Origin of the sequence: Marinagarivorans cellulosilyticus, assembly GCF_021655555.1 — a bacterium.
Taxonomy (GTDB): Bacteria; Pseudomonadota; Gammaproteobacteria; order Pseudomonadales; family Cellvibrionaceae; genus Marinagarivorans; species Marinagarivorans cellulosilyticus.
Window position 1 is genome coordinate 4,154,215 of record NZ_AP023086.1, and the last position, 23,957, is coordinate 4,178,171.

The 23,957-nt window shown below is 47.4% G+C and carries 25 protein-coding genes and 1 pseudogene; 6 read left to right on the plus strand and 20 right to left on the minus strand.

Features of this window, described 5'->3' with window-relative positions; genetic code table 11:
• Positions 1-15 precede the first annotated feature (15 nt).
• A complete protein-coding gene (locus MARGE09_RS16985) occupies positions 16-603 on the plus strand; it encodes a cytochrome c3 family protein (protein WP_236983962.1) in 588 nt (195 codons plus the stop codon).
• Between the two features lie 87 nt (positions 604-690).
• Here the strand turns inward: MARGE09_RS16985 and MARGE09_RS16990 are convergent, their stop codons facing one another.
• The 6 genes from MARGE09_RS16990 to MARGE09_RS17015 form a co-directional block, all read right to left on the minus strand.
• Positions 691-861 carry a hypothetical protein gene (locus tag MARGE09_RS16990; protein WP_236983964.1) on the minus strand — a complete coding sequence of 57 codons (171 nt, stop codon included), beginning with the start codon at positions 859-861 and terminating at the stop codon, positions 691-693.
• Positions 862-875: 14 nt separating this feature from the next.
• On the minus strand, positions 876-2,591 hold the full coding sequence (locus tag MARGE09_RS16995) for a potassium/proton antiporter (RefSeq protein ID WP_236983966.1): 1,716 nt from the start codon (positions 2,589-2,591) through the stop codon (positions 876-878).
• A gap of 44 nt (positions 2,592-2,635) precedes the next feature.
• Positions 2,636-5,146, minus strand: a complete 2,511-nt coding sequence (secD, locus tag MARGE09_RS17000) for a protein translocase subunit SecD (protein WP_236983968.1) — start codon at positions 5,144-5,146, stop codon at positions 2,636-2,638.
• A gap of 304 nt (positions 5,147-5,450) precedes the next feature.
• Positions 5,451-5,819, minus strand: a complete 369-nt coding sequence (locus MARGE09_RS17005) for a hypothetical protein (protein ID WP_236983970.1) — start codon at positions 5,817-5,819, stop codon at positions 5,451-5,453.
• Between the two features lie 180 nt (positions 5,820-5,999).
• On the minus strand, positions 6,000-6,353 hold the full coding sequence (locus MARGE09_RS17010; protein ID WP_236983972.1) for a DUF1428 domain-containing protein: 354 nt from the start codon (positions 6,351-6,353) through the stop codon (positions 6,000-6,002).
• 310 nt (positions 6,354-6,663) lie between these two features.
• Positions 6,664-7,167, minus strand: coding sequence for a GrpB family protein (locus MARGE09_RS17015; RefSeq protein ID WP_236983974.1), 504 nt, complete (start codon positions 7,165-7,167; stop codon positions 6,664-6,666).
• A gap of 782 nt (positions 7,168-7,949) precedes the next feature.
• Here MARGE09_RS17015 and MARGE09_RS17020 point away from each other — a divergent pair.
• Together MARGE09_RS17020 and MARGE09_RS17030 are read left to right on the plus strand one after the other, a co-directional pair.
• Positions 7,950-9,917: pseudogene (locus MARGE09_RS17020) on the plus strand (DUF1592 domain-containing protein).
• Positions 9,918-9,945: 28 nt separating this feature from the next.
• Entirely contained in the window at positions 9,946-11,304 is a 1,359-nt protein-coding gene (locus MARGE09_RS17030; protein ID WP_236983976.1) for a DUF1552 domain-containing protein, read from the plus strand.
• An 8-nt stretch (positions 11,305-11,312) separates the two neighbouring features.
• On the opposite strand, the gene MARGE09_RS17035 is transcribed toward MARGE09_RS17030, so the two are convergent.
• From MARGE09_RS17035 to ruvC, 13 genes are all read right to left on the minus strand, one after another.
• Complete coding sequence (locus MARGE09_RS17035; RefSeq protein WP_236983978.1) at positions 11,313-12,203, minus strand: DUF4892 domain-containing protein; 891 nt, start codon at positions 12,201-12,203, stop codon at positions 11,313-11,315.
• On the minus strand, positions 12,203-13,111 hold the full coding sequence (locus MARGE09_RS17040; protein ID WP_236983980.1) for an alpha/beta fold hydrolase: 909 nt from the start codon (positions 13,109-13,111) through the stop codon (positions 12,203-12,205). The genes MARGE09_RS17035 and MARGE09_RS17040 overlap by 1 nt, the downstream gene beginning before the upstream one ends.
• Before the next feature lie 3 nt (positions 13,112-13,114).
• Positions 13,115-13,582, minus strand: a complete 468-nt coding sequence (gene sixA / locus MARGE09_RS17045) for a phosphohistidine phosphatase SixA (RefSeq protein ID WP_236983982.1) — start codon at positions 13,580-13,582, stop codon at positions 13,115-13,117.
• Positions 13,582-14,043, minus strand: a complete 462-nt coding sequence (locus MARGE09_RS17050; RefSeq protein WP_236983984.1) for a DUF4389 domain-containing protein — start codon at positions 14,041-14,043, stop codon at positions 13,582-13,584. Before MARGE09_RS17050 ends, sixA begins: the two co-directional genes overlap by 1 nt.
• Positions 14,044-14,100: 57 nt before the next feature.
• Positions 14,101-14,943: a tol-pal system protein YbgF gene (gene ybgF, locus MARGE09_RS17055; protein ID WP_236983986.1), complete on the minus strand. Its 843-nt coding sequence runs from the start codon at positions 14,941-14,943 to the stop codon at positions 14,101-14,103.
• A 10-nt stretch (positions 14,944-14,953) separates the two neighbouring features.
• Positions 14,954-15,424, minus strand: a complete 471-nt coding sequence (pal, locus tag MARGE09_RS17060) for a peptidoglycan-associated lipoprotein Pal (protein ID WP_236983988.1) — start codon at positions 15,422-15,424, stop codon at positions 14,954-14,956.
• 58 nt (positions 15,425-15,482) lie between these two features.
• Complete coding sequence (gene tolB / locus MARGE09_RS17065; protein ID WP_236983990.1) at positions 15,483-16,760, minus strand: Tol-Pal system beta propeller repeat protein TolB; 1,278 nt, start codon at positions 16,758-16,760, stop codon at positions 15,483-15,485.
• Positions 16,757-17,539: a cell envelope integrity protein TolA gene (gene tolA / locus MARGE09_RS17070; RefSeq protein WP_236983992.1), complete on the minus strand. Its 783-nt coding sequence runs from the start codon at positions 17,537-17,539 to the stop codon at positions 16,757-16,759. Before tolA ends, tolB begins: the two co-directional genes overlap by 4 nt.
• Entirely contained in the window at positions 17,536-17,964 is a 429-nt protein-coding gene (gene tolR, locus MARGE09_RS17075; RefSeq protein ID WP_420828073.1) for a protein TolR, read from the minus strand. Before tolR ends, tolA begins: the two co-directional genes overlap by 4 nt.
• A 15-nt stretch (positions 17,965-17,979) precedes the next feature.
• The gene (gene tolQ / locus MARGE09_RS17080) at positions 17,980-18,651 is read right to left on the minus strand and encodes a protein TolQ (protein WP_236983994.1); all 672 of its coding nucleotides are present in this window, start codon (positions 18,649-18,651) and stop codon (positions 17,980-17,982) included.
• A 116-nt stretch (positions 18,652-18,767) separates the two neighbouring features.
• Positions 18,768-19,832, minus strand: a complete 1,065-nt coding sequence (gene ruvB / locus MARGE09_RS17085) for a Holliday junction branch migration DNA helicase RuvB (protein WP_236983996.1) — start codon at positions 19,830-19,832, stop codon at positions 18,768-18,770.
• Positions 19,833-19,911: 79 nt separating this feature from the next.
• Positions 19,912-20,523: a Holliday junction branch migration protein RuvA gene (gene ruvA / locus MARGE09_RS17090; RefSeq protein ID WP_236983998.1), complete on the minus strand. Its 612-nt coding sequence runs from the start codon at positions 20,521-20,523 to the stop codon at positions 19,912-19,914.
• The gene (ruvC, locus tag MARGE09_RS17095; protein ID WP_236984000.1) at positions 20,520-21,041 is read right to left on the minus strand and encodes a crossover junction endodeoxyribonuclease RuvC; all 522 of its coding nucleotides are present in this window, start codon (positions 21,039-21,041) and stop codon (positions 20,520-20,522) included. Before ruvC ends, ruvA begins: the two co-directional genes overlap by 4 nt.
• 216 nt (positions 21,042-21,257) lie before the next feature.
• Between ruvC and MARGE09_RS17100 the strand changes: the two genes are divergently transcribed.
• The 3 genes from MARGE09_RS17100 (at position 21,258) to MARGE09_RS17110 (ending at position 23,394) form a co-directional block, all read left to right on the plus strand.
• Positions 21,258-22,778 (plus strand): fumarate hydratase, encoded by a 1,521-nt coding sequence (locus MARGE09_RS17100; protein ID WP_236984002.1) that lies wholly within the window; start codon positions 21,258-21,260, stop codon positions 22,776-22,778.
• Between the two features lie 78 nt (positions 22,779-22,856).
• Positions 22,857-23,216, plus strand: coding sequence for a 4a-hydroxytetrahydrobiopterin dehydratase (locus MARGE09_RS17105; RefSeq protein WP_236984004.1), 360 nt, complete (start codon positions 22,857-22,859; stop codon positions 23,214-23,216).
• On the plus strand, positions 23,209-23,394 hold the full coding sequence (locus MARGE09_RS17110; RefSeq protein ID WP_236984006.1) for a hypothetical protein: 186 nt from the start codon (positions 23,209-23,211) through the stop codon (positions 23,392-23,394). The genes MARGE09_RS17105 and MARGE09_RS17110 overlap by 8 nt, the downstream gene beginning before the upstream one ends.
• 8 nt (positions 23,395-23,402) lie before the next feature.
• On the opposite strand, the gene MARGE09_RS17115 is transcribed toward MARGE09_RS17110, so the two are convergent.
• A complete protein-coding gene (locus MARGE09_RS17115) occupies positions 23,403-23,909 on the minus strand; it encodes a GNAT family N-acetyltransferase (RefSeq protein ID WP_236984008.1) in 507 nt (168 codons plus the stop codon).
• Between the last annotated feature and the right edge of the window lie 48 nt (positions 23,910-23,957).

Below are 23,957 nucleotides of genomic sequence, written 5' to 3' on the forward strand. Positions count from 1 at the left end.
TGGGAAACCAACAACATGAAAAACCTGCTTAAAAAATACTGGCATATTTTCAGCCGGCCTTCGGTTCATTTTGGTTTAGGGTTTTTAACGCTCGGTGGTTTTTTGGCTGGCATTATTTTTTGGGGTGGTTTTAACACCGCCTTAGAAGTTACAAACACCGAGGCCTTTTGCATTGGCTGCCACGAAATGCGCAACAATGTGTATGAAGAACTGCAAACCACGATCCATTTCAACAATGGCTCTGGCGTGCGAGCAACCTGCCCAGACTGCCACGTTCCACACGAATGGAGCGATAAAATTGCTCGCAAAATGCAAGCATCCAAAGAAGTTTGGGGCAAAGTGTTTGGTACCATTGATACCCGAGAAAAGTTCTTAGATAAACGATTAGAACTTGCCCAACATGAATGGGCGCGCCTTAAAGCAAACGATTCTTTAGAGTGCCGCAATTGCCATGACTTTGAATATATGGACTTCACCAGACAAAGCCAACGCGCAGCCACCCAACACAGCACTGCTTTAGCCAGCGGAGAAAAAACTTGTATCGACTGCCACAAAGGTATCGCCCACGAATTACCTGACATGTCTGGTGTTGAAGGCTGGTAGCCAAATAACCGAGCAAAGACCTTAAAGCGATTAAACTTATGCGGGGTTATTTTAAGCCGCTGCCAAAATAACCCCAAGGCTAGTCAATTAACTTTGAAGCGTGCAGCCAAAATTTAACTCTTCTTCATTAGGGACTTCAAACCTTGGCGCCATAACGTTAAACATCATATCCGTCACTTGAAAGGCATATACAGCTGGGTCTTTTTCTGTATTTCTCTTTTCAACGCGTTTTTTACGAACTTCTTTTTGTACCTCCACTACCCAATAGACAGCTACTTTGCCCGCAACTTCAGCCCTACAGAAACGACTTGACCACCATCAACCTCAATAACCACCAGTTTAACACCCCCTATTTTTAGAGCATCCCCCACCACCGGCTTCCCATGAAAACGCTTCACCAAGTACTGGCTAACACTGCAATCTGCATCTAACTCGGAGACATCGAAACCGTAAGCATGTCCAATTTCAGCAAGTTTTGTCTCTGGGTTAAGGACAAACTCACCAAAGAAATTATTTTTATGATTAGAGGCCGGCACAAATAACCGCGAATAATCAGCATGGGGGCTGGCCGCAAGTATCATTACCTGATCATCACTTTGCAACGTTTTTCCTGCGTGCTCATCAACCAATACACCACGGCGAATAATACCGACGACTTGGCTTCCCTCAATAGCTGGCAATTGATGGAGCTTACACCCTTGCGCACTACTGCCGGCGAACACTCGGTAAACAAAAATTTCTGTATCTTGTTCTTGCTGAATTTTTAGCTGTAAATATTCCGGCTCTTTAGCGCTAGGCGGCAATGCAACTTGTAGCCAGCCAGCTACGCGTGCGATAGTCCAGCCTTGCAGAATTAAAGAAATCAATACAACGAAAAAAACCAACTCAAAAACGGTTTTTGTTTGCTCTACTCCTGCTAGCGATGGAAACAACGCCAGTATGATAGGCACAGCCCCGCGCAGTCCACACCAACTAATAAACAACTGTTCTCGCCACGGGTAACGAAACGGCAGCAGCGCTAACAACACCGCAACCGGCCGCGCGACAAATATTAAAATAAGTGCTACAAATAATGCTGGAATGATAATAGGAGGCAAATCACTTGGCGTAATCAGCAAACCCAGCATCAAAAACATACCAATTTGGCTTAGCCATGCTATACCATCGTGAAAACGGTGAATATCGCTACTGTGCGGTAACGATTGATTACCAAGCATTGCGCCAGCAATAAAAATAGCGAGAAAACCACTGCCGCCGCACAGTGCCGTTAAACCAAAAATGCTCATGCCCCCAGCGAGCGCTAATAACGGGTACAAAGATGTGATTAACGGCAAGCGTTGAAGTAAATATGACAACACAACACCACCGCAATAACCAAGGGCCAAGCCTAAGCCCATCTGTTTTACAAACTCGCCAGCAATGGCCCAAACTTGGTTTTCTGAGCCAGCTAGCTGCATCACCTCAACCAATGTAATGGTTAAAAAGATGGCCATTGGGTCATTAGAACCAGATTCGATTTCAAGGGTTGCCCCGGTCCGCTCTTTTAAGTCGAAACCGGCATTGCGCAAAAGTCCAAATACTGCAGCAGCATCGGTAGAGCCAACAATAGCGCCAATTAATAAGCTTTCTAACCACGGCAAGTTAAGAATAAAATGCACTGCAGCGCCGGTAGTACCGGCCGTCAAAATAACGCCCAGTGTTGCCAACGACAATGCCGGTTTTAAACTAATGCGAAATGTGTCTTTGCGGGTACCTAGCCCGCCATCAAAAATAATCAACGCCAGCGCAATATTGCCAAATAAAAAAGCTAACTCGAAGTCATTAAAGTTAATGCCCCCAGGCCCATCCTCGCCGGCAAGCATGCCCAATATTAAAAAAATCAGCAGCACCGGCGCACCTATACGGCGAGTAAAAGCACTCGCCAATACACACAACAACGACAATAAAGCCGCGCCGAAAATAAATTGGTACGTTAAATCAATACTCATAATGCACCAGATATAAGCCGGGCAGGCAAAGCTGCCCAGCGTTTTTAAGGAATGAGATCTAACTGCGCCTGCATTTCTTCACGAGTTTGGCGCAATTGTAGCAGGCCTTTGTTTTGCCTGCGCCGGCTTAAATAAAACAGTATTGGCGAAGCAATAAATATTGACGAGCTGGTACCAATAACAATGCCAAACAACATCGGCAAGGCAAAACTAGCCACGGCGGCACCGCCAAATAGACCCATCGGTAATAAGGCAATAAATGTTGTTACGGAAGTATAAACCGTACGCGTAAGGGTTGACGATATACTCTCATTTAATGCCGATAACATGGGCTTGTCGGGCTCTGCTCTTAGGGTTTCACGTATGCGGTCAAACACAACAACCTTATCGTTTACAGAGTAACCAATCAGCGCAAGTAATGCCGCGACGGCGGTTAAATTAAATTCGACGCCGGTTAATGCAAAAAAACCAATAGTTTTCGCTAAATCCAACGCAATCGTTATTGTCGCCGCCAACGCAAAATGCGATTCAAACCGAAACCATAAATACAACAGCATACCTACGCCAGCTAACAAAATAGCCAATACAGTAGCATCGGCAAAACCGCCACTCACTTTAGGGCCAACCATATCAACGCGAGGAAAACTAGCCTCGGCCTGTAGTTGAGTGACAGCACTTTTTACCGCACTCACTTGATCGGCCGCTGCAGCGTTGGCCGCATCGGCAGGCAAGCGCACCAAATACCGGCCGGGCTGTTCAAATTCTTGAATTGCCGCTTCCCCTAACGAATATGCAGCAAACTGCGCGCGCAAATCCGCACTTTCCGTGTTGTTCGCAACAACCTCAACAACTGTTCCGCCGGTAAAGTCGACCCCATATTCAAGCCCAGGTTTAGCATACAAGGCGATGGCCGCAATGGATAAAATGGCCGATAGCGCCAAACCCACAACGCGACCTTTTAAAAAATTAAATGGTACATGGCCAAGCTTATCTAATACTTTAATTCCCGATAAAGCCAGCGGTTGTTGTTCGCGCCCTTTGATAGTGCGCATCATCAACAAACGCGTGACTCCCATCGCGGTAAACAATGAAGTAAGTAGGCCAATACCAATGGTTACGGCAAAACCGCGTACAGGGCCGCTGCCAACCATAAATAACAAACTCACGGCAATTAATGTTGTTGCGCTGGAATCGATAATAGTGCCGTAAGCACGACCAAAACCAACCTGCAAAGCCTGCCACGCCGGCAACCCACGCCGCGTTTCTTCGCGAATGCGCTCGTTAATAAGAATGTTGGCATCAACGGCCATACCAATAGTGAGAATAATACCCGCAATTCCCGGCAGCGTTAACGTTGCACCTAGCAGGCTTAAAATACCCATAACCAATGCAAAGTTAACCGCCAAACTCACACACGCAATAGCCCCCCAACGCCCATAAATGGTCAGCATAAATAACAACACAACAGCTGCGCCTGCCAACCCGGTAGTCAACCCCATCGCGATTGCATCGCTACCTAAATCTGGGCCAACGGTACGCTCTTCCACAACATCTAACGGAATGGGTAAAGCACCAGCACGTAGCAGCAATGCCAACTCGCTTGCTTGGCGGGCATCAAATTCACCGCTAATTTCCCCGCTACCACCGGCGATAACACCGCGAATAACCGGCGCCGTTAACACTTTATCATCGAGCACAATCGCCAAAACACGGCCAATATTTTTGCGTGTCATGTCGCCAAATTTTCGCGCGCCCTCATTATCGAGCTTAAAATTAACCACCGGTTGTTGGTTGTCTTGATTAAACGCAAACTGGGCATCACTTACGTGCTGCCCTTCAAGCGCTACATGAGACTCCAAAACATAAAGCCTGTCGCTATTGGCATCCGGCAAGGTAATGTTTGTAGCTGAATGCTGCGTGTTAGCGGCCCAATGAAAAGTCATTTTGGCCGTTGTGCCCAGTAAAGCACGTATTTCAGATGGATCTTCGACACCCGGCATTTGAACCAAAATATACTCTGAACCTTGCCGCGTGATACTGGGTTCGACCAAGCCACTTTCATCAAGGCGGCGACGTAAAACTTCTAGACTTCGCTCGATGGCATCCTTTTGAAAATGCTCACGCGCCGCATCAGTAAGGCTCACAGAAAGCTGGGTGTCTTGCACTCTGGTAGCCACCAAAGCAAAGCCATCGGCAGATTGCATCGCTTTAGCCTGCCCCCGTCCTACGTCAACGCCTGGCGCATTATTAAAACTTAAAATAATCGCGTCGCTATCGGCTTTTATCAGCTGATGACCAATGCGAGCGTCGCGAAGCTGGCCTGTTAAGGATTGAGCGATTTTTTCGTGCTCAGCTTTTACTAATTCCTGAAAATTGGCTGCCAGCAACAAATGCGAACCGCCTTGTAAATCAAGCCCAAGTGATACGGTGTTATTAAGATAAGCCGCAGGCAACCATTTGACTGCCCCCGACGGTAGTAAATTCGGCAACGCGCACAGCAGTACGGCCGCCGTGATTAGGCCATATGCAATGGCCCGCAAACGCAGTGATTTCATGTGATAACTCGTGTTGTAATTTTGTAACTATTCACCCGTAAAAAATATTACTCACTCAGAGGGCTGATTGATTATTTTCTAGGCATTCACGCGCAGGGCCTTACAGGGATTGTAAGGAGAGAAAGCGCAGGAGCACGCTTTCCAGAGCAGGTGCATAGTGCCCATGGATGGCTTGAACGGCCTAGAAAATGATCGATTAGCACTCAATTTCACAGCTGGCTGAATAGTTACGTAATTTTTATTAAAAACAGCAAAACCTAGTGAAAAAGCAATTCACCAAGCAATGCTCGAAACAATAAAAGAGTTACACGAAAGGTGGCGCGCGCGATTGCGGCTGTTGATTGCTCCGCGGATAAAGCGAAACATTAAAAGAAGTGCGATAAAGACTATTAGCAACCAATGGCGAATGCACAGGCCAAGTAGCTGCATCACTGCAAACATCCTGCATGCCATCAAATAGGCTATCGCGAGTGTAGTCACCCACATTTTTTAAACGCTTACTAAAATGTGAGTTATTCGCTGCTACCGAATACCAAAGCTGGCCAGCTACACTCAGCGGTTGCTGACCCAATCGACTGGAGGCCTGCGAGCCCAAAATACATGCGAGCGCAAGCACAAAACCTAGACTAAGGCTTAGCTTCGACAACGATGAAATTGGGCGAAAGCGATTCAAAGGCGGCTCTTGTTTATGCTTATTTACGCTAGCTAGTTGCAAACATGATGGAGGCTACAGGTTTTAATTCAAGCCTAACGGGCCAAGTTAGCGATCAGCAACATTGAATGGAGCGCCCCTAGGCGCGTACAAGAAGTTATTGCCGTGATCGTACCCTAAAACCTGAGCACTCACTGGCGATTAACTTTTTAGAAGCGTTTTAAAACCACCGTAAATAAGCCGCTTACCGTCAAAGGGCATTGGGTTATTTTCCGCAGACATTCTTGGGTCTTCCATCATCGCCCCCCAACCAGAATCGCGCACCTCTTTTGAAGGCCAAACAACCCACGAAAAAACTACCGTTTCGTGCTCTTCAGCTTTAACGGCCATAGGTAAAGAAGTCACCTCACCTGCAGGCACGTCATCCCCCCAGTTTTCAACGACCTCTAGCGCTCCACTTTCTTTAAATAACTCGGCAGCAATTTTAGCGTGTTCGATATACTTAGCTTTATTTTCAGAGGGTACTGCAGCAACAAAACAATCGACATATGACATGTGCTTTTCCTTATCACTCTTTCGCGGCATGAATTTTGGCTTAATGCGGGGCACAGCCGAAAGCTGTTAGGCACACTTTGCCAAGTGAGTAGCTATTCAAAACTAATTGCTTTCAAATTTAAAGAGCGCACATCAAGTAAACACAAAAAATGCCGCCTAAAAAATGACTTTAATGCTAGACAACCGCCCTGCACCTCACGCCACAAACATGCTGCGCGCACTTTTATACATAAGCAGATTAAAGAAAAACCTCAGCTGACCAATAACACATTAAAATCAAAACAGAGAGCATCACCCTTCCTCTCCTGACTTAGCAGTTAACACTCCCATTAAGTACTGCCTGAATGAATGGCCACTTTTTCTGAGTATATGCTTCGCGATCAAGAGAATTATCTTTGGCAAGATTGACCTTTAGATCAGTGTATTTTTGGGCTATTTTCTTATTGCTACGTAAAATATCGCGGAACCGTAACCGTTCACACCAAAGTTCGCTTTGATAGGGTATTAGATGGAGGTGATGCGTCCGGTATTCAGGCTTAGGCTTGCAAAACCAATGCATGACATCAGTTTTATATGGGTAGTAGCAATAATCGATTTTTGATAGCGCATCTATGGCTGGGCGAGATACCTCTAGGCTTTTAACGCCAAACATAATATCAATCACTGGTTTAGCGGTAAGATCCGGGACGGAGGTGCTGCCCACATGCTCTATTGCTCCACATAACCATTCACCAGCCACCTGAAATAATCTAGCCCTTTCCTGCTCAAAGAGTTTAGGCCATTGAGAGTTGTACTTTTCAAGTTCAATTGTCATATCGAAATAACTAGGCGTTAACGCGCTGTAGAAAATGAGAGCAAATCATCTCATTTTTCGTATATCCATCAAGCGCTTTTCTTGACTCACTCGACCGTAAGAATTCAGGTCCTTCTAGCCACCTCGCATTAAATAGCTCCTCTCAATCAGGCACCTCGGCCCCTAGCGCTTACATTGACACCGCTTTCAATGTGAACCAGCTTCCATATTGCATATTTAACCGGCCCCTTTGTTGACAGGCAAGACAAGCAATATCATATTTGTTGTATATGTTGTTTTTTACACCAAATACAAAAATACATTATTAAATAACAATCAAACAACACCGGTCCGTTTACCGAAAAGGGTTGATCATGAAGCTTAAATCCATGCTTGCCGGCTGCTGCATTTTACTGCTTGCCGCCTGCGTTGCCGAACCAGAAGTTAGCTCCTCCAGCATCGAATCATCGATGAGTGACACACCGGCATCCAGTAGCGCATCATCAAATACTGCAACGCCGAAGTTAGATGGAAAAAGCCTTTATGAAACAACCTGCGCGGGCGTTTGCCACTCACTAGAGGGGGTAGGTAGTTTATTTCCACTCAATAATGACCTACTCAGTAGCGCAGACATGATCGCCGTTATTCGCGACGACATGCCAGACGGCAATGCCCTAGCCTGCGGCCAACTGTGCGCCGAAGCCGTTACCGACTACATCAAAAACACCTTATTTAATCGGCCGGTCAGTAGCCAAAGCTCTAGTAGTCAAAACAATCAAAGCTCATCGAGTGATGCGCCTGTAATGGGAACCATCATAGAGCGAGGCGCTACCTTGTATTTCCGCGATACCGCAGCTGGCTCTTGCGCTTCGTGCCACGGCAACGACGGTGAAGGCATTGCCAATAAAGGCGGTGCATTAGTGGCGCGTGACGGTGATGCTTTTGAATCGTGCGATAGTTGTGGCTCTATCGGTGGCTTAACACAATATATCGACACTAAAATGCCTAACGGCGGAGCCCACTTATGCCAAGGCCAATGCGCAGAAGATATTGCGGCCTATATTATGGAAACCTTTAACGACGGCTACCAAGCGGCCAACTGCAACGACCCTATCCAAAAAGCCACGCCCATGCGCCGCTTAAATAAAGTAGAAATTGCCAACGCGGTCCATGATGTTTTTGGTGCCGGCGCAGCGGAACTCGCAGCCACGCTACCCGACGAAACTGAAGTGATTGGCGGCTTTGCAACCGTAGGCAGTGCACTAAGCACCTCAGAAGACTGGACCCAGGCATTACTTGAAGGCGCGTTAAATGCCGCCGATGCCATAGTTAATGCCGGCAAGTTTCCCACCTGTGGCGACGCGATTGCCCTAGTAGAACCACAACCCACACTAGGAGAATGCACAACCACCGGCCAGTGCCGAACACTCTACGCCAATGCCACCGATTGCAACAATGCCGCAGGCGGCGTTTGCTATTGCGGCACAGAATTGTGCGGCAATAGCGCCCCCACACCAAACCAATGTTTTGAAACTTCGACCCAATCAATTGCGCAGCTAATGTTCCGCCGACAGTTAAACAATGCTGAATTTATGCGCTTTGACAACTTGCGCCGCGAAGTCAGTAACAAAACCGGTAACGATGCCGACGGCTATAAAGCCGTTGTAGCTTCTATGATTAGCTCGCCTCGCTTTATGTTCGCTCTAGCCGCAGACGATAAAACCCAAGCTCGCAATTTAACCCCTGCCGAATTGGCTGACCGCCTCGCCATGGCATTATGGGGCTCTATTCCCGATGCCACATTATTAGCCGCTGCAAATAATAATGACCTAGAGGGCGAACAACTGGACCAACAGATTAACCGCATGATGAAGGATGCTAAGTTCGACCGTTTTTCGCAGGTTTTTGTCGATGCTTGGATTGGTTTTGGCGGCTAAAAACAAGAAGGCTCGGACCTTGATATTAGCGACCAAGCTTGGCAGCAATTACTCGCCGACATGCAAACAGAAACACGCTTATTTATCACCCATATTATTCAAAACAATTTACCCATTAACGAAATTTACACGGCTGATTACTCTTTCCTTAATGCGCGTTTACAAAAGCATTACGGCTTAACTGAAACAACCAACAATACCCTTTTTGTTAAAACTCACTTCCCCGCTAATAGCAGCCGCCGCGGTTTAATGACACACGCCTCGGTATTAGCAAAAGCCTTCGACGGTAGTAAAACCTCTGTTGTAGTGCGCGGCGTACTTCCCTTAGAAGCATTTACCTGTACAGCACCAGAGCCACCCTTAAATAACCCCGCTGTAGAAAATGCCGTTAACGAACAAGCCAACTCCAACTTAACAGAAAAAGAAAAAATTCTAGACCGCGCCAGCCGAGACGCCTGCAAAACCTGCCATGCAGAAATCGACCCCATTGGCTGGGCCTTTACCGAGTTTGGTTTAGCCGGACAAAGCGTTAGCTTCGACCCTGACGGAGACCCACTCAACGTCCACGGCGAACTTTACGGCCAAGACTTTAGCAACGCCGCCGGCATGATTAACGTAATGGCAGCAAAAGCACATTTCGCTCCTTGCTTTGCAACCAAATTTTTAATTCACACCATTGGCCGCAAAGTACAACCAACGCGCAGTACCGAAGACCAATGCGCAATAGAAACAGCAGTAGAAAAAGCCACTAACGATGGATCGGTAGGCGCCAAAGATTTGCTTAAAGCAATACTCACAAGCAAGACAAGCACCTACACCGGAACAATCCAATAACAATATCTGTCGATACTGGAGCCAAATAATGAAATTTATATTAAACCGCCGTACCTTTTTACGCAGCACGACTACAGGCATTAGCACTGCTGTAGGCTTACCTCTACTCGAAGGCATGTTTAATTCCCAAAGTGCTTTTGCCGATGCACCCGGCGCATTCCCACGCTTTTTTGCTATGTACGTCCCTAACGGCATTATCGAAGAAAAGTGGTACCCCGAAGACGGTACAAAAACCAATTTTGATTTAAGTAATTGCTCGCTACGCGAGTTTGACCGCCTTGGGCTAAAAAATGATATTAGCCTTTACCGAGGTATGGACAACGCTTGCGATAAAGAAGGTAGCAATGGCAACACCCATATGATTGCTATTTCCAGCTGGTTAACCGGGGTGGGTATTAAAAGTGACGAAAGCCAAACCCACCGGCCATCGTTAGATCAAGAGGTTGCCCAAGCACATAACGCTATCGCCCGAAGCAAAGTGCACTCTTTACAACTCGCGGGTAATTCACAGCTCGATAAACCCAACAACAACCGCTATTACAACCCACTAAAAAACGCCCTTAACTGGGGCGCCAATAATCGTTTATTGCCACTGCGCTCAGCATTAAAAGACGAATTCGACAAGCTTTATGCTGGCGCCGATGCCGCGCCAGGCACAGGCCTTGACCGCCGCAGCCAAATGAAATTAAGTATTTTGGATGATATAAAAGAAGACCGTGCGCGCCTTGCCAACCAGCTCGGTGCAGACGACCGCGCTCGCCTCGAAGATTATTTCGACCGATTAAATAATTTAGAGCAAAGTTTAATCGCCTTAGAAAACAACAGCGACAACCCGCAAGCGTGCCCCAAACCAAATATCGCCAGCATCCCTAACCCTAACAACGGCAGCTTGAACGTTTCAATTGGCGACCATGCGCGCATTGCAGCCAAAATTACTGCGCAAGCTTTTGAATGCGGGCTAACGCATGCCATTACCTATTGCGCCGGCGGCGAAGCTGCGGGTTGTGAATACAGAGATATAGGCATAGGCACTCATTTCCATAATTCTATTAGCCACAACCGCGCTGGGCGCTATAACGATTGGGCAAAGATTGATACCTTCCACGCCGAGCTATGTGCAAACTTTATGCGAGAAATGAAAGATATTTCGCACGGCGCTGGCACCTTACTAGACGGCACTGCGGTGCTATTTGGCTCAGGCGTTGGCAACGGAGACAACCATAAACAAACCGATATTGCACTGATGGTCGGTGGGCATTTCGGCAATTGGAAACATGGCCGCTATCACCGCTTTAATGGCAGAAATCATGGTGACCTGATCGACACTCTACGACAAGAAATGGGCCTACCTACAGCATTAGGCCGCAACACAGTGCCCATTTCATAAAAAGTTAATTACTCTGAATATAAAGGAACAATTTCTACCCTGGCTGACCTATCGTCTCTAGGAGCGATAGGTCCAAGACCGTAAACCTTAAAGGAGTAATCTTTTAAGGTTTTTCTTAACTCAATAGTTAAAGCTTGTGCACCGCTTAACGATTGAGACTCTTGCTGGGAAATAATATGTGGCAACTGCTGATTGTGCCCTACTACGGCATAGTTGCGGTGGGGCTGTGCTGCCAACCAACTTTTAACTAACAATATATCGCTAGGCGTAATTTCAAGCGGCAAGCTGTTGGAGCCGACGGTTGACGGCTGCGTTGGTAAAACGGCAAAGCCTTGGTTATTCCAAGCAATTAAACTATTTTTGGCCACCACACCCAAAGAGGTATTTTCGGTTAAAGCCAGCTCCAGCCACTGCAAGTAAACCCTGCGATTTCCTCGCTCCACAATAAACGCGCTATACCAAGCACCTGGCGTTTTCCACACCCAGTATCGTTGGCTACTATCAATACCGTGCAAAGCTTTATTGTTAAAAATTTCGCTCCAGCCATAGCTTCTACCGCAAGCCATGCCCTCACAATCGAACACTGCCTTCCACTGCTTTTGCACTGCTAGCGCTTCCATTTTTTCGGTTAATTCTTGGCGGTCTAGCTGATCGAACTCATAAGTTTGCGTTAGTAGTACCCCGGTGGTTTTTCCACTTTCTTCATAACGCCAACGGCCATTTATTTTTTTTATAGAGGAAAGCACCCACTGCATTTGGGCATCCGCTTTGTGCTGATTAAACACCAAGCGGTGTTTAGCTGGAATAATTGATTTAATTGCCCCTTGTGCTTCATCAGCCGTAGTTGGTGCGTTAACAACCGTAAGTGCCGCCACAATCGCGATCAATCGTAAAATCATTATATTTCTATCCCGTCGATATCATTCAGCCACTGCGCAATAGCATTAGCTTGCGCACTCATATGACAATGGTGGTCACCCACCAAATATCGTTTTTCCCATGCAGGGTATTTATTTAAAAAAGTTAATAATTGCTCATCACCACTAAGAATGCCTTTATCCGCTATAAACAACGTAAGTGGGCACACTATGGCATCCGCAAACGCGCTAAGTTGCGCCATAGTTAAACGCAGCTCTGAGGGCGCACTTACTTTAGGGTCGTATTGCCAAGCATAACCGTTCGCACTTTTTGATACGGCGCGGTTTGCAAAAGCGATGGCATCGTCAGGCGATAAAGGAAACATTCCCTTTTGCCTAGCGGCGACTGCAGCTTCAAATGTAGGGTAATAATGTACCGGTCGTAGGCGCTGCTTCCTCACGGTATTAATCGAGTGAAATAATTGCTCGGGGGCTTTTTCTGCGGTTCCCATTAGCGGGAAAATACCATCTAAGCAAACAAGCCGCTCAACCCGCTTTGGAAACGTCGCCGCCAATAAAAACGCAATGGCAGCACCGCGCGAATGCCCAAGAAGCTCAAATGTTTGCCAGCCCAATTGGTCAGCTATGGCTAATATTTCCGGTAAATCCAACCAAACGTTGTACGCCCCCAAATGTTGGCGACCGCCAGATAAACCGTGACCTGCAAGATCCAAGCATAATATATCGGCATCGACATTCGCAGCTATACCGTCGAAGCTAGCACAATTATCTAACCAGCCATGCAACGCAATAATTCTCCTGCGCGGGGTTCGATGTGATATTGACTCACCTCGCGAAGAAGACCACAGGCGCGCTTTTAGCACTAGACCTGCAACATCGTAAGAGCACTCGGTAGGAGTTTGATTCAGTGACGGGCTATTTGAATTCATGCCTTACAGGTTGGGTTGCTTAAGCCACTGGAGCTCACCTAACCCGCTAGCTACCAAGGGTAAAGAAATACAGGCTAAATTAGCGGTGCCCATAAAGTAACGACCCGATTCGCAGCCGCATAATGTTTCTAATAAATCGCCCACAAATGGCTGATGAGTCACTAAAAGCAAACGCGAAGCACCGCTGCGTTCCAACTGAGTAATAACGCTAGCGACTTGCCCGTCAGGCGCAATTGTCGGATCTGTGGTAACAACGGGGTTGCCATCTTGCAATAGCGCACTGGCCTCATGCCAAGTTTGCTGCGCGCGCAGATAAGGGCTCACCCAAACGGCATCTAGCGATGCCAGCGCAGCTTGGGCAGCAATTATAGTACTTCGAACTTCTTCGCGACCGCGATCAGACAATTCACGCTGTGCATCGCTTTGCGCATAAGCATTGGCATGGCCATGCCGTAAAAGAAACAACTCCATTACGCGTCCTGTGTGGCTTTACCATCTTTCACATCAGGCTCTTGCGATGCAGTTGCTTTAGTCTCAGGTTGCACATCAGCTTCAGCAGCTGGTGCCTCAGGTTCGACCACAACTGCGGTAGGCTTGTCTTCTACAACATCTTCTTCCACATCTTCTACGACAGCCTGCTCAACAGGTGTTTCAGCATCAACCTCTGGCCAATCGCTAAAAGGGAAAGGCTTAACTTCCGATTTACAGGTAGCAAAATTAAATATGGCAAATAAATACTTCGCTAGGCTAGCACCAAAACGCACTAAACGAGCGTTAGCGTGGCCCGTAATTAGCGTGAATATAATTTGCGCCAAAGCAATCAATAAAATTAGGGTGCCTGCAATTTCTGCACAGACCAAAAAAAAGACAACATAGAGTGCGCGAAACCAGTATTCCGCGCTCGATAGATTCTTCTTTAGCTGTGGGTCCATAAAATTCTCCTGCTGATAGCATTCATATTCGAAAGATTGATACTTATACAATAACAGTTAGTAATTTTTATCGAGAAAGTCTTGCGCCAATTTTGCTGCCGAAGAACCAGAAGAGACAACCGCTTGCAGTTGTGCTTGCGCCTCATCTAAATCGCCTTGTAAAAATAGCACTTTCGCTAACTTAAATTTAGCCTCGGGCGTTTTTTGATGATTGGGATGCTCTTGCACCAAAGTGTTAAACCACTGCTCTGCGCTATCTAAATCTTCGCGCTGCAAATACACCTGGCCCAACCAATATTTGGCATTTGCGGCATACACACCGCTGGGGTAATCCCGCAAGTACGCATCAAAGGACTCTATGCCTTTATCGTAATCACGCTGTTTTAAAACGGCATCAATACCTGCACGGTACAAGGCTAGCTCGTCTTCAGCATTACCGCCGGAACCTTGAGTTTGCGATAAACTGCTCGGTTGCGAAGCAGTATTAGCTGCACCGGTGTTGCTAGTACCACTGGCTACAGGCTTAGCAAAACTACCACTGGTAGCCTGACTTAGGCCACTAACGCGACGATCCAAATCCAAATAATCGTCAAGGCGTTGCTGTTTGAGCTTTTTCAATTGGTAACTTTGCTCTTCCACAAGGCCGCGCAGTGTTTGCACTTCTTGCTGCAGTGTTTGCAATTGAAAATAAAATTCCGTCATGCTCGCCGGTGAAGGTTTAGCCCCACGAGGAGAATAACCTCCGTCGCTGGCATTAACACCGTTGGCGTTTTGATCTGACGGAAACCGCGTTGACGGTACATCAAGATCAACCACTTCGACCTGAGCGTTTGCAGGAGGGATAACTGAAAATGAAACTGCCGCCATAAAGGCGGCAGTTACAGCATTAAACTTATGCATAAGTTAAAACTTATTTAAGTTCAACGCGACGGTTTTTAGACCATGACATTTCGCCAGAACCCATTTCAGCAGGGCTTTCTTCACCGTAGCTTACTGTTTCGATAGAAGCAGCATCTACACCTTGAAGAACTAGGTAATCACGAACGGCATTGGCACGACGCTCACCCAAAGCCATGTTGTACTCACGGCTGCCGCGCTCGTCAGCATGACCTTCCAATCGCACTGAACGTGGGCTAGCAGACAACTGTTCTGCGTGAAGCATTAATGCAGCACGTGCGGCAGTGGTTAAATCAGAAGAATCAAATTCGAAGTAGAAAGTAGTGTCGATAACTACTGGCTCTTCAATCACTTGCTCTACGGTTTCAGTTTCTACTGGCTCTACCACTTCTGGAGCAACAGTTTCAGTAGGCTTATTTGACGAACAACCTGTCATTAAACCGAATGCAGCAGCAAATGCGATAGCGGAATACATTTTTTTCATGGATTTACTCCCAAATGGTATTTATAAAACTTAAAATGTTCAAAAAACAAACAGCAACTTAAAAATACGGTGCCCAAGCCGGTTCTCTCACATCCCCCTTACTAGACGGTAAGCGGAATTTAACGCCAGCATCCATAGAGACCGCGCCAAGTACGCCCTTTTTGTTGTGTTGCGTAGCATACAACAACATTGCGCCGTTGGGTGCAATACTTGGCGATTCATCGAGCCAAGTTTCGGTCAAAATGCGCATATTACCCGATGCAATATCTTGTGATGCAATATGGAACACACCATTTTGACGATGAACCATGACAAGGCTTTTACCATCGGGGCTAACACGCGGGCGCGCATTGTAGTCGCCTTCGAAGGTTAAGCGCTCTGGACGGCCACTTTTCAAGTTCACTTGGTAAATTTGTGGGCTGCCGCCGCGATTAGATGTGAAGATTACACCAGAACCGTCCACAGACCAATTCGGTTCTGTGTCGATATAGTGGTCGTTTGTAATTCGTTGCAAACGCTTATTAGCAATATTCATCACATAAATATCAGGCGTACCATCTTTAGACAGCACCATGGCTAATTGCGTACCATCTGGCGAAAACGCAGGAGCGCCGTTTAGCCCGCGAAAGCTCGTCATCTGAGTTTTGCGCCCCGTTGCCAACTCCATAATATAGATGGCTGGCCTAGAGGTTTCGAATGACACATAAGCAATGCGCTTACCGTCGGGCGACCATGTTGGCGACAAAATAGGCTCTGAGCTGGCCTGTAAGGTCCGCGCCCTTGCGCCATCGACATCGGCATAAACTAAGCGATAACGGCTAGCACTGGGTTTGCGCAAATCTTGCACGTAGAGCATTTTGGTCGAAAAAATACCGCGGATGCCTGTAACCTTCTCGTACACGGCATCGCTTATTGCGTGAGCGATATCGCGCAAGCCGTTGACTCCAGCCTTAACCGTAGCCGTATGAATATTTTTTTGCGCCAACACGTCGTATAGTTCATAACGCAGTGCGTAGCCTTCGCCTTCGGTAACTAATTTACCGATCACCAAAAAATTAGCGCCCAGCATACGCCAGTCTCTAAACACGACCTCGCTGCGCGATGTGGGCATTGCCAACATATCCGTTATTGGAATTGGCTTAAAAAAGCCGCTGCGCTCTAAATCTGCCGCAACTATAGCCTGAATATTTTCGGGCAAGCCCCGTGTTTGACCAAAAGGCACAACAGCAATTGGGGCAGGATTATCATTCCCGCGGTTAATTTCAATAAATAAACTAGCGTGGACGTTCATTGTCGTAATAACAAACAACAGCGCTAGTACAATGCGACAAATCACAGGCGACGATCCTCAGGATTAAATAAAAGATTAATGGTTCTAAAATTGCGCTCAAAAACGGCAATATCCATTTTTTGCAATTCAGGGATTTGGTCAACGGCACGCACTGCTTGCTCAGCCGAGCGATCAAAGGCGTCATTACCGCTGCCTTTAACAATATTGACAGTAATAATTTTACCGGTCGGCACTAATTGAATCACCAGTTCGCAACGCATACCCTTTCTTGCCGATGGAGGCCGGCTCCACTTTTGCGCAATGCGCTCCATAATAATGGCTTTAAACGAGTTTACTGTTTGGGCCTCGGCCTGCTCAGCTAACATCATTTCTTCTTCACGCAATGCTTTATCGATGGCTTCTTGCTGACGTTTACGCGCTTCTTCTTTGGCGCGTTTTTTTGCCGCTGCTTTTTCGCGTTTTTCTTTTTCCTTTAATGCTGCCCGCTCCTTAGCGGCTTTAGCTTTTGCATCTGCCGCCTTTTTTTCTTTCAAAGCTTTAGCTTTTTTGGCTGCGGCCTCTTGTTGCTTACGTTTTTTCTCGGCGCTGGCATTCTTTTTTTTGTCCGCGGTTAAGTCCACTTTATTCACTTTACTTCCAGCGATCTTTTTTTCAGGCGCCTTAGTTTTAAGCTCAACAAGCGTAGCCTTAACAAATTCAGGACGCTTAAAGTTGGGCTCCTCTTTTTGCGGCTGCCAAACGTGAATAACAGCCCACACCAAAATACCATGCAAACAGGCACTAGCAAAAAGAGGTACGGTGTATTCCCGAAGCAATCGAATCATTTTTTATTTGAACCAGGCTCCGTCACCAAGCCCACGCTCGGCGCGCCAGCACCTTGCAATTCGCTCATAAGGTTAACAACCAGACCGTATTCAATTTTTTTATCGCCCCACACCAGTACGGGTGTTTGCGGCTTTTGCCGGAGAATTTTGGCAACTTGATCAATAATATCCGCTAAAGGCTTTTGCTGATCACCCTTCTCGCCCAAATTGATGTAATAAGAGCCATCAGTTTTAATCGATACGATTAGTGGCTCTTCGTCTTTATTATCTAGCGGGCTTGAAGGCGCCTGTGGCAACTCAACTTGAACACCCTGCATCAATAACGGTGCAGTAACCATAAAGATCACCAACAAGACAAGCATGACATCGATATAAGGCACCACGTTAATTTCAGCCAGTGGTTTTCGCTTTTTAGCAGGCAACATAGTATTCACTGTGGTTTATTCAGCGTGGACTTGGCGATGCAAAATAGAGGAGAACTCTTCTGTAAAGGTATGATAGTTGGCACCCAAACTTTCGGCCCGTGCTACAAAACGGTTATAGGCCAAAACCGCAGGGATAGCCGCAAACAATCCCATTGCAGTAGCTACTAACGCTTCGGAAATACCTGGCGCAACCGTTGCTAAAGTCGCTTGATGCTGGTTTGCCAAGCCACGAAATGAATTCAAAATACCCCACACCGTACCAAACAGGCCGATATAAGGACTAACCGAAGCTACGCTGGCTAAAAAAGGTAAATGCAATTCGAGCTTTTCTTGCTCCCGCATTAAGGCAACTCGCATAGCACGCTGTGTACCTTCCATCACTGCAGCGGTATTTTTCTGCTGACTAAGCCTAGAAAACTCTTTAAAGCCCGCGCGAAAAATCGCCTCTATACCTTGAGCGTTTTGACTATTGCCCTGACGATAAAGCTGAGCTAAGTCGCCTCCCGACCAAAAGCTTTTTTCAAAACGAGAAAAACTGGCACTAGCACGCGAGTGGTAAACAAAGCGCTGAACAATCATTACCCACGAAACAACTGAGGCGGCAAAAAGTACAAACATAACCAACATAACCACAGGGCCAGCATCGGCCACCAGGTCAAAAATAGAAAGAGATTCGCTTGGAGTCATAAAATGTTTCGTAAACCCAGTAGTTAGCAAGATGATAGAGTATTGGCAAACAATGTGAGCACTATAGATTGTCCCACTCTGAACGCAAGAGCCATTAAAAATTCCACAAAACTTATTTAGCCCTCTAAGCCAGGCAAAGCATCTTGCTTCATGCTGGCCGGAGCCGTCAATCCGAAATGATCGTATACTTTTTGCGTGGCCACTCGACCACGCGGCGTACGCATTAGGTAGCCTTGCTGAATCAAATAAGGCTCTAGAACATCCTCAATGGTGTCTCGCTCTTCACTGATTGCGGCTGCAAGGCTATCCACTCCAACGGGACCACCGCCAAACTTATCAACCAGTGCCATTAACAAGCGGCGATCCATATGGTCGAAACCCAGCGCATCGACATTCAGCATATTAAGTGCCTTATCAGCAACATCGGCCGTCACAACACCATCGGCTTTAACCTCCGCATAATCACGCACGCGGCGTAACAGGCGATTGGCTATTCGCGGGGTCCCTCGAGCACGACGGGCAACCTCCTCCGCCCCTAGCGCTTCAATGCCAACGCCCATCAAACTGGCTGAGCGAGTCACAATATGAGTAAGATCGGCCAAGCTGTAAAATTCTAAGCGCTGGACAATCCCAAAGCGATCGCGCAGCGGCGAGGTTAGCAAGCCCGCGCGCGTCGTTGCACCAATGAGTGTAAATGGCGGCAAATCTAATTTAATCGAGCGCGCTGCAGGGCCTTCACCAATCATAATGTCCAACTGGTAATCTTCCATTGCGGGGTAAAGCACCTCCTCAATCATAGGGCTAAGACGATGAATTTCATCAATAAACAGTACATCGCCCGCATCGAGGTTGGTCATTATCGCAGCTAAATCACCGGCTTTTTCCAGCACGGGGCCAGAGGTGCTTTTGAGGGAAACGCCCATTTCATTGGCAATAATATTAGCCAATGTAGTTTTACCTAAACCTGGCGGACCAAAAATCAAACAGTGATCCAACGCCTCGGCCCGTGCCTTAGCCGCACCAATAAATATTTCCATTTGCTCGCGCACATGCGGCTGACCAATATAATCAGCCAGCATTTTAGGGCGAATAGCGCGATCAACCTGCTCTTCTTTGCCCTGCGCGGCCGGCTGGATAATACGCTCTTGCGCTACCGGTTTCAGGTTGTCGGGTTCTATCATGCAAGTTTTACTTCTTAATTAATAAAAGGCGCCGCTAGACCTAAGCCATGCAGCAAACCAAATGACATCGCAAGGCGGGCTAAGCCCCAGGCAACATACTGCGCAACGCTAAGCGAATCAATTCTTCACTGCGTGTAACCTCGTTAGTTTTAAGTACGCGGGCAATGGCTTTAGTGGCTTCTGCCGGTTTATAGCCCAGCGCAATCATTGCGCTTTCTGCCTCAGCCAGTATATCGCCATTCGCGGCTACAGCCTCGTTATTGTCTCCAGCAGCGCCTGCGGGCAACTGCCAATCTTTGACGCGGTCTCGCATTTCAATCACCAAGCGCTCTGCAGTTTTTTTGCCTACACCGGGAATTTTTGTGAGTGCCGTGACGTTATCGTTAAGGATTGCAGCAACGACTTCGTTGGGCTCCATGCTCGATAAAACTGCCAAGCCCATTTTAGGCCCAACCCCGCTTACTTTGATCAGCTGGCGAAATAAACTGCGCTCTTGCTGGCTAGAAAAGCCAAACAGCTGATGGGCATTTTCGCTAATAGACAAATGTGTATGCAAAACTGCCACACCCGTTTCAGGCAGGTTATAAAATGTACTCATCGGCGCAAGTACTTCGTAGCCAACCCCCATAACATCCAACAATATCATTGGTGGCTGCTTTTCGAGCACTTCCCCTTTTAAACGCCCAATCATACTAATCGCCCCCTTCGAAATTGACGCGCACCGGCGGTACGCACTAAATAATGCTGTGTATTTGCATGGCACAACGCTACAGCTAATGCATCGGCGGCATCTTCTTGCGGCGTTCCCTCCAGTTTCAGGAGCGACTTAATCATATGCTGCACCTGAGTTTTATCGGCCGCGCCAGTGCCAACAACCGCCTGTTTGACCTTGCGCGCCTCGTACTCTGATACCGGCAAATCATGAAAACAAGCGGCTACTATAGCCGCGCCACGAGCCTGCCCGAGCTTTAATGCTGAACTGGCGTTGGAGGCCATAAAAACTTGCTCGATTGCGAACTCCTGCGGCTGATAGTGCTCGATAATTTCAACAACACTATCGAAAATCACCTTAAGGCGTTCAGGTAAGGCAAGCTCTGCTTGAATGCGAATGACCCCACTGGTGACATAGCAAGGTTTACCATTAAGGTAATCAATAATACCGTAACCCGTTTTACGCGAGCCTGGGTCAATTCCTAAAATAAGCGCCATTAAAAACCTGTATGTAATTACAGTAAAGCCGCACTTTGCCAACTCTAAGGTCGCAGGTCAAGGCAATGCGTTAAAAGCTTTTACCTGAATACCGCCTATAAATATTAGCAACTGCCAATAACTTAACCCGCTTTTGCCTTAACTGCCTTTAGTCGCGAACGTTGAGTGTGTAGAATTACGCGTTACACGCCCAATTCTGCCGACACGAGACAACACATGCGTACAGTGATTAAGCAAGAAGACATCATCGCCAGCGTAGCCGATGCATTGCAATATATCTCTTATTACCACCCCAAAGACTTTATCGATGCCATGCACGCGGCCTACCAAAAAGAGCAAAGCCAAGCCGCCAAAGACGCCATCGCCCAAATTTTAATTAACTCCCGCATGTGCGCGCAGGGGCACCGCCCCATTTGCCAAGATACAGGCATTGTGACCATCTTCGTAGAAGTTGGCATGAATGTGACGATAGAGGGCGATATGGCGCTCGAAGACATGCTAAACCAAGGCGTGAGCGAGGCTTACCAACACCCAGACAATGTGTTGCGTGCAAGTATTCTTGCCGACCCTGATGGCGCCAGAAAAAACACCGGCGACAATACCCCTGCCATTATTCATTACAAAATAGTCCCAGGGGACACTATAGACATTCACGTGGCCGCTAAAGGTGGTGGCTCTGAGGCAAAGTCTAAATTTGCCATGCTTAACCCCTCGGATTCCATTGTTGACTGGGTATTAAAAACCGTACCGCAAATGGGCGCGGGCTGGTGCCCACCGGGCATGCTTGGCATAGGTATTGGCGGTACCGCCGAAAAAGCCATGCTGCTCGCAAAAGAGTCCCTCCTGGAGCCCATCAACATTCAAGAGCTTATTGATAAAGGCGCCGAAACTCGCTCTGAAGAATTGCGTATTGAGCTATACGACAAGATTAATCAACTCGGTATTGGCGCTCAGGGTTTAGGCGGCCTTACCACCGTGCTAGACATCAAGGTTAAAGACTACCCCACTCACGCAGCCAACAAAGCGATTGCTTTAATCCCTAACTGCGCAGCAACTCGGCACACCCATTTTGTTTTGAATGGCAGCGGCCCTGCCAGCCAAACCCCACCAGCATTAGAAGATTGGCCCGAAATAAGTTGGGAAGTTGGCGACACTGTGCGCCGCGTTAATTTAGACGCGGTAACACCCGCCGATGTGCAAACATGGAAAAGCGGAGAAACCGTATTACTTAACGGTAAACTGCTAACAGGCCGTGATGCCGCCCATAAGCGCATGGTCGACATGATCAGCAAGGGCGAAGAGCTACCGGTAGATTTAAAGGGCCGCTTTATTTATTACGTAGGTCCTGTGGACCCCGTGCGTGAAGAAGTAGTTGGCCCCGCAGGCCCCACAACCGCAACTCGCATGGACAAATTCACCCGCACCGTAATCGAAAAAACAGGCTTACTGGGCATGGTCGGCAAAGCCGAGCGCGGTGATGCAGCCATTGAGGCCATCAAAGATAACAAAGCGGTTTACTTAATGGCCGTTGGCGGCGCAGCGTACTTGGTCTCTAAGGCGATTACCCACGCTAAAGTTGTCGGTTTTGATGATTTAGGCATGGAGGCTATTTACGAGTTTGAAGTAAAAGATATGCCAGTAACCGTTGCCGTTGATAGCACAGGCGATTCGGCACATAAAACGGGGCCCAAAATCTGGCAAGCTAAAATTGCCGAGCAAACCCTCACCATCAAATAATATAGCCAGCAGGCAAGACGGCTTTACTTGAGCTTAACGCCCACAAGTTAAAGCCGAAGCCAGCACTTAGAGGTATATATGAGCAACCTTGCAAAACAAGAGTGTCAGGCCTGCCAAGTAGGTGCTACACCTTTAGCCGGCGCAGAATTAACACAAGCATTGCAAGAGCTGCCCGACTGGGAACTACAATCCAACCCCCAAAAATCCAACCCCCAGCCTATGCTTGTGCGCCACTATGCGTTTAAAGACTTTACTGCTGCGCTACGCTTTGCCAATACAATCGGCACCCTTGCAGATAAGCACAACCACCATCCGCGCATAATGATTGAATGGGGTAAACTCACAGTGCAGTGGTGGACGCATAAAATTAACAACGTCCATCTGACTGACGCTATTTTAGCGGCTAAAACAGACGAATTATTCAGCTCGCATGAGTAATATTTTAGAGTTTAAGCGGCCAAAACCCAGCGATAAACACAAGGGCAAAACTCTGTGCAAAAATGGGTTTCATAAATGGAAAGTAGTCACAGAAAAGAAATTTGATGTTAAACAAGGAAAACTTGTAACGCTATATCGCTGTAGCCGTTGCGGGCAAGAAAAAAACACCGCACATTGACGTTTTCGCTACTGGTAATACATCAAATCAACAGGCTCGCCATAATACGATAATCGCTGGGAATGGACCCACCCCAAGCGTTCATAAAACGGCCTATGATTCGGCGTAAACAAATGCATTCGCTTAATTCCCATTTCATCAACGGCAACCTTAACCGCGTATTTAACCAGCGCCGTCGCAATACCTTGCTGACGGTATTCCGGCAAGACAAATACGCTTGCAAGCCAAGGCGACAGCATCGGTTGATTGTCCATATCGTGCAAATCTAGCGCGGCAGTACCCACCGGTAAAGCTTCGCCATTTAGCGCAACAAATAGCTTGGGGGTAAAAGAATCAGTCCCCTGTGCATTGGTGGAAACCTTAAGGTAAGCCGACATTTTCTTAATACGAGCAGGCAAGGCTTGCCCTGGGTTCAAGTGCGCCCACTCGGCATGGTGCCAATGCGCCACTATAGGAATAAGCTTAGGCGCATCACAGACATCGATTATTTTAACGTCGGGTTTATTCATATTCATCACAAGGCGCACCATTGTACGGCCACAAAAAAGCCCGCACGGATTGCT

Excerpts from the sequence above, each read along its gene's own strand:
- MARGE09_RS17010 (WP_236983972.1), bottom strand. The coding sequence starts at position 6,353 with ATGTCATATGTCGATTGTTTTGTTGCTGCAGTACCCTCTGAAAATAAA.
- tolR (WP_420828073.1), bottom strand. The coding sequence starts at position 17,964 with ATGTTGCCTGCTAAAAAGCGAAAACCACTGGCTGAAATTAACGTGGTG.
- MARGE09_RS17050 (WP_236983984.1), bottom strand. The coding sequence starts at position 14,043 with ATGGACCCACAGCTAAAGAAGAATCTATCGAGCGCGGAATACTGGTTT.
- MARGE09_RS17115 (WP_236984008.1), bottom strand. The coding sequence starts at position 23,909 with ATGAATATGAATAAACCCGACGTTAAAATAATCGATGTCTGTGATGCG.
- sixA (WP_236983982.1), bottom strand. The coding sequence starts at position 13,582 with ATGGAGTTGTTTCTTTTACGGCATGGCCATGCCAATGCTTATGCGCAA.
- MARGE09_RS16995 (WP_236983966.1), bottom strand. The coding sequence starts at position 2,591 with ATGAGTATTGATTTAACGTACCAATTTATTTTCGGCGCGGCTTTATTG.
- MARGE09_RS17040 (WP_236983980.1), bottom strand. The coding sequence starts at position 13,111 with ATGAATTCAAATAGCCCGTCACTGAATCAAACTCCTACCGAGTGCTCT.
- MARGE09_RS17035 (WP_236983978.1), bottom strand. The coding sequence starts at position 12,203 with ATGATTTTACGATTGATCGCGATTGTGGCGGCACTTACGGTTGTTAAC.
- pal (WP_236983988.1), bottom strand. The coding sequence starts at position 15,424 with ATGAAAAAAATGTATTCCGCTATCGCATTTGCTGCTGCATTCGGTTTA.
- MARGE09_RS17105 (WP_236984004.1), top strand. The coding sequence starts at position 22,857 with ATGAGCAACCTTGCAAAACAAGAGTGTCAGGCCTGCCAAGTAGGTGCT.
- tolQ (WP_236983994.1), bottom strand. The coding sequence starts at position 18,651 with ATGACTCCAAGCGAATCTCTTTCTATTTTTGACCTGGTGGCCGATGCT.
- MARGE09_RS17030 (WP_236983976.1), top strand. The coding sequence starts at position 9,946 with ATGAAATTTATATTAAACCGCCGTACCTTTTTACGCAGCACGACTACA.
- tolA (WP_236983992.1), bottom strand. The coding sequence starts at position 17,539 with ATGATTCGATTGCTTCGGGAATACACCGTACCTCTTTTTGCTAGTGCC.
- ybgF (WP_236983986.1), bottom strand. The coding sequence starts at position 14,943 with ATGCATAAGTTTAATGCTGTAACTGCCGCCTTTATGGCGGCAGTTTCA.
- ruvA (WP_236983998.1), bottom strand. The coding sequence starts at position 20,523 with ATGATTGGGCGTTTAAAAGGGGAAGTGCTCGAAAAGCAGCCACCAATG.
- MARGE09_RS17110 (WP_236984006.1), top strand. The coding sequence starts at position 23,209 with ATGAGTAATATTTTAGAGTTTAAGCGGCCAAAACCCAGCGATAAACAC.
- secD (WP_236983968.1), bottom strand. The coding sequence starts at position 5,146 with ATGAAATCACTGCGTTTGCGGGCCATTGCATATGGCCTAATCACGGCG.
- ruvC (WP_236984000.1), bottom strand. The coding sequence starts at position 21,041 with ATGGCGCTTATTTTAGGAATTGACCCAGGCTCGCGTAAAACGGGTTAC.
- MARGE09_RS16985 (WP_236983962.1), top strand. The coding sequence starts at position 16 with ATGAAAAACCTGCTTAAAAAATACTGGCATATTTTCAGCCGGCCTTCG.
- ruvB (WP_236983996.1), bottom strand. The coding sequence starts at position 19,832 with ATGATAGAACCCGACAACCTGAAACCGGTAGCGCAAGAGCGTATTATC.
- MARGE09_RS17100 (WP_236984002.1), top strand. The coding sequence starts at position 21,258 with ATGCGTACAGTGATTAAGCAAGAAGACATCATCGCCAGCGTAGCCGAT.
- MARGE09_RS17015 (WP_236983974.1), bottom strand. The coding sequence starts at position 7,167 with ATGACAATTGAACTTGAAAAGTACAACTCTCAATGGCCTAAACTCTTT.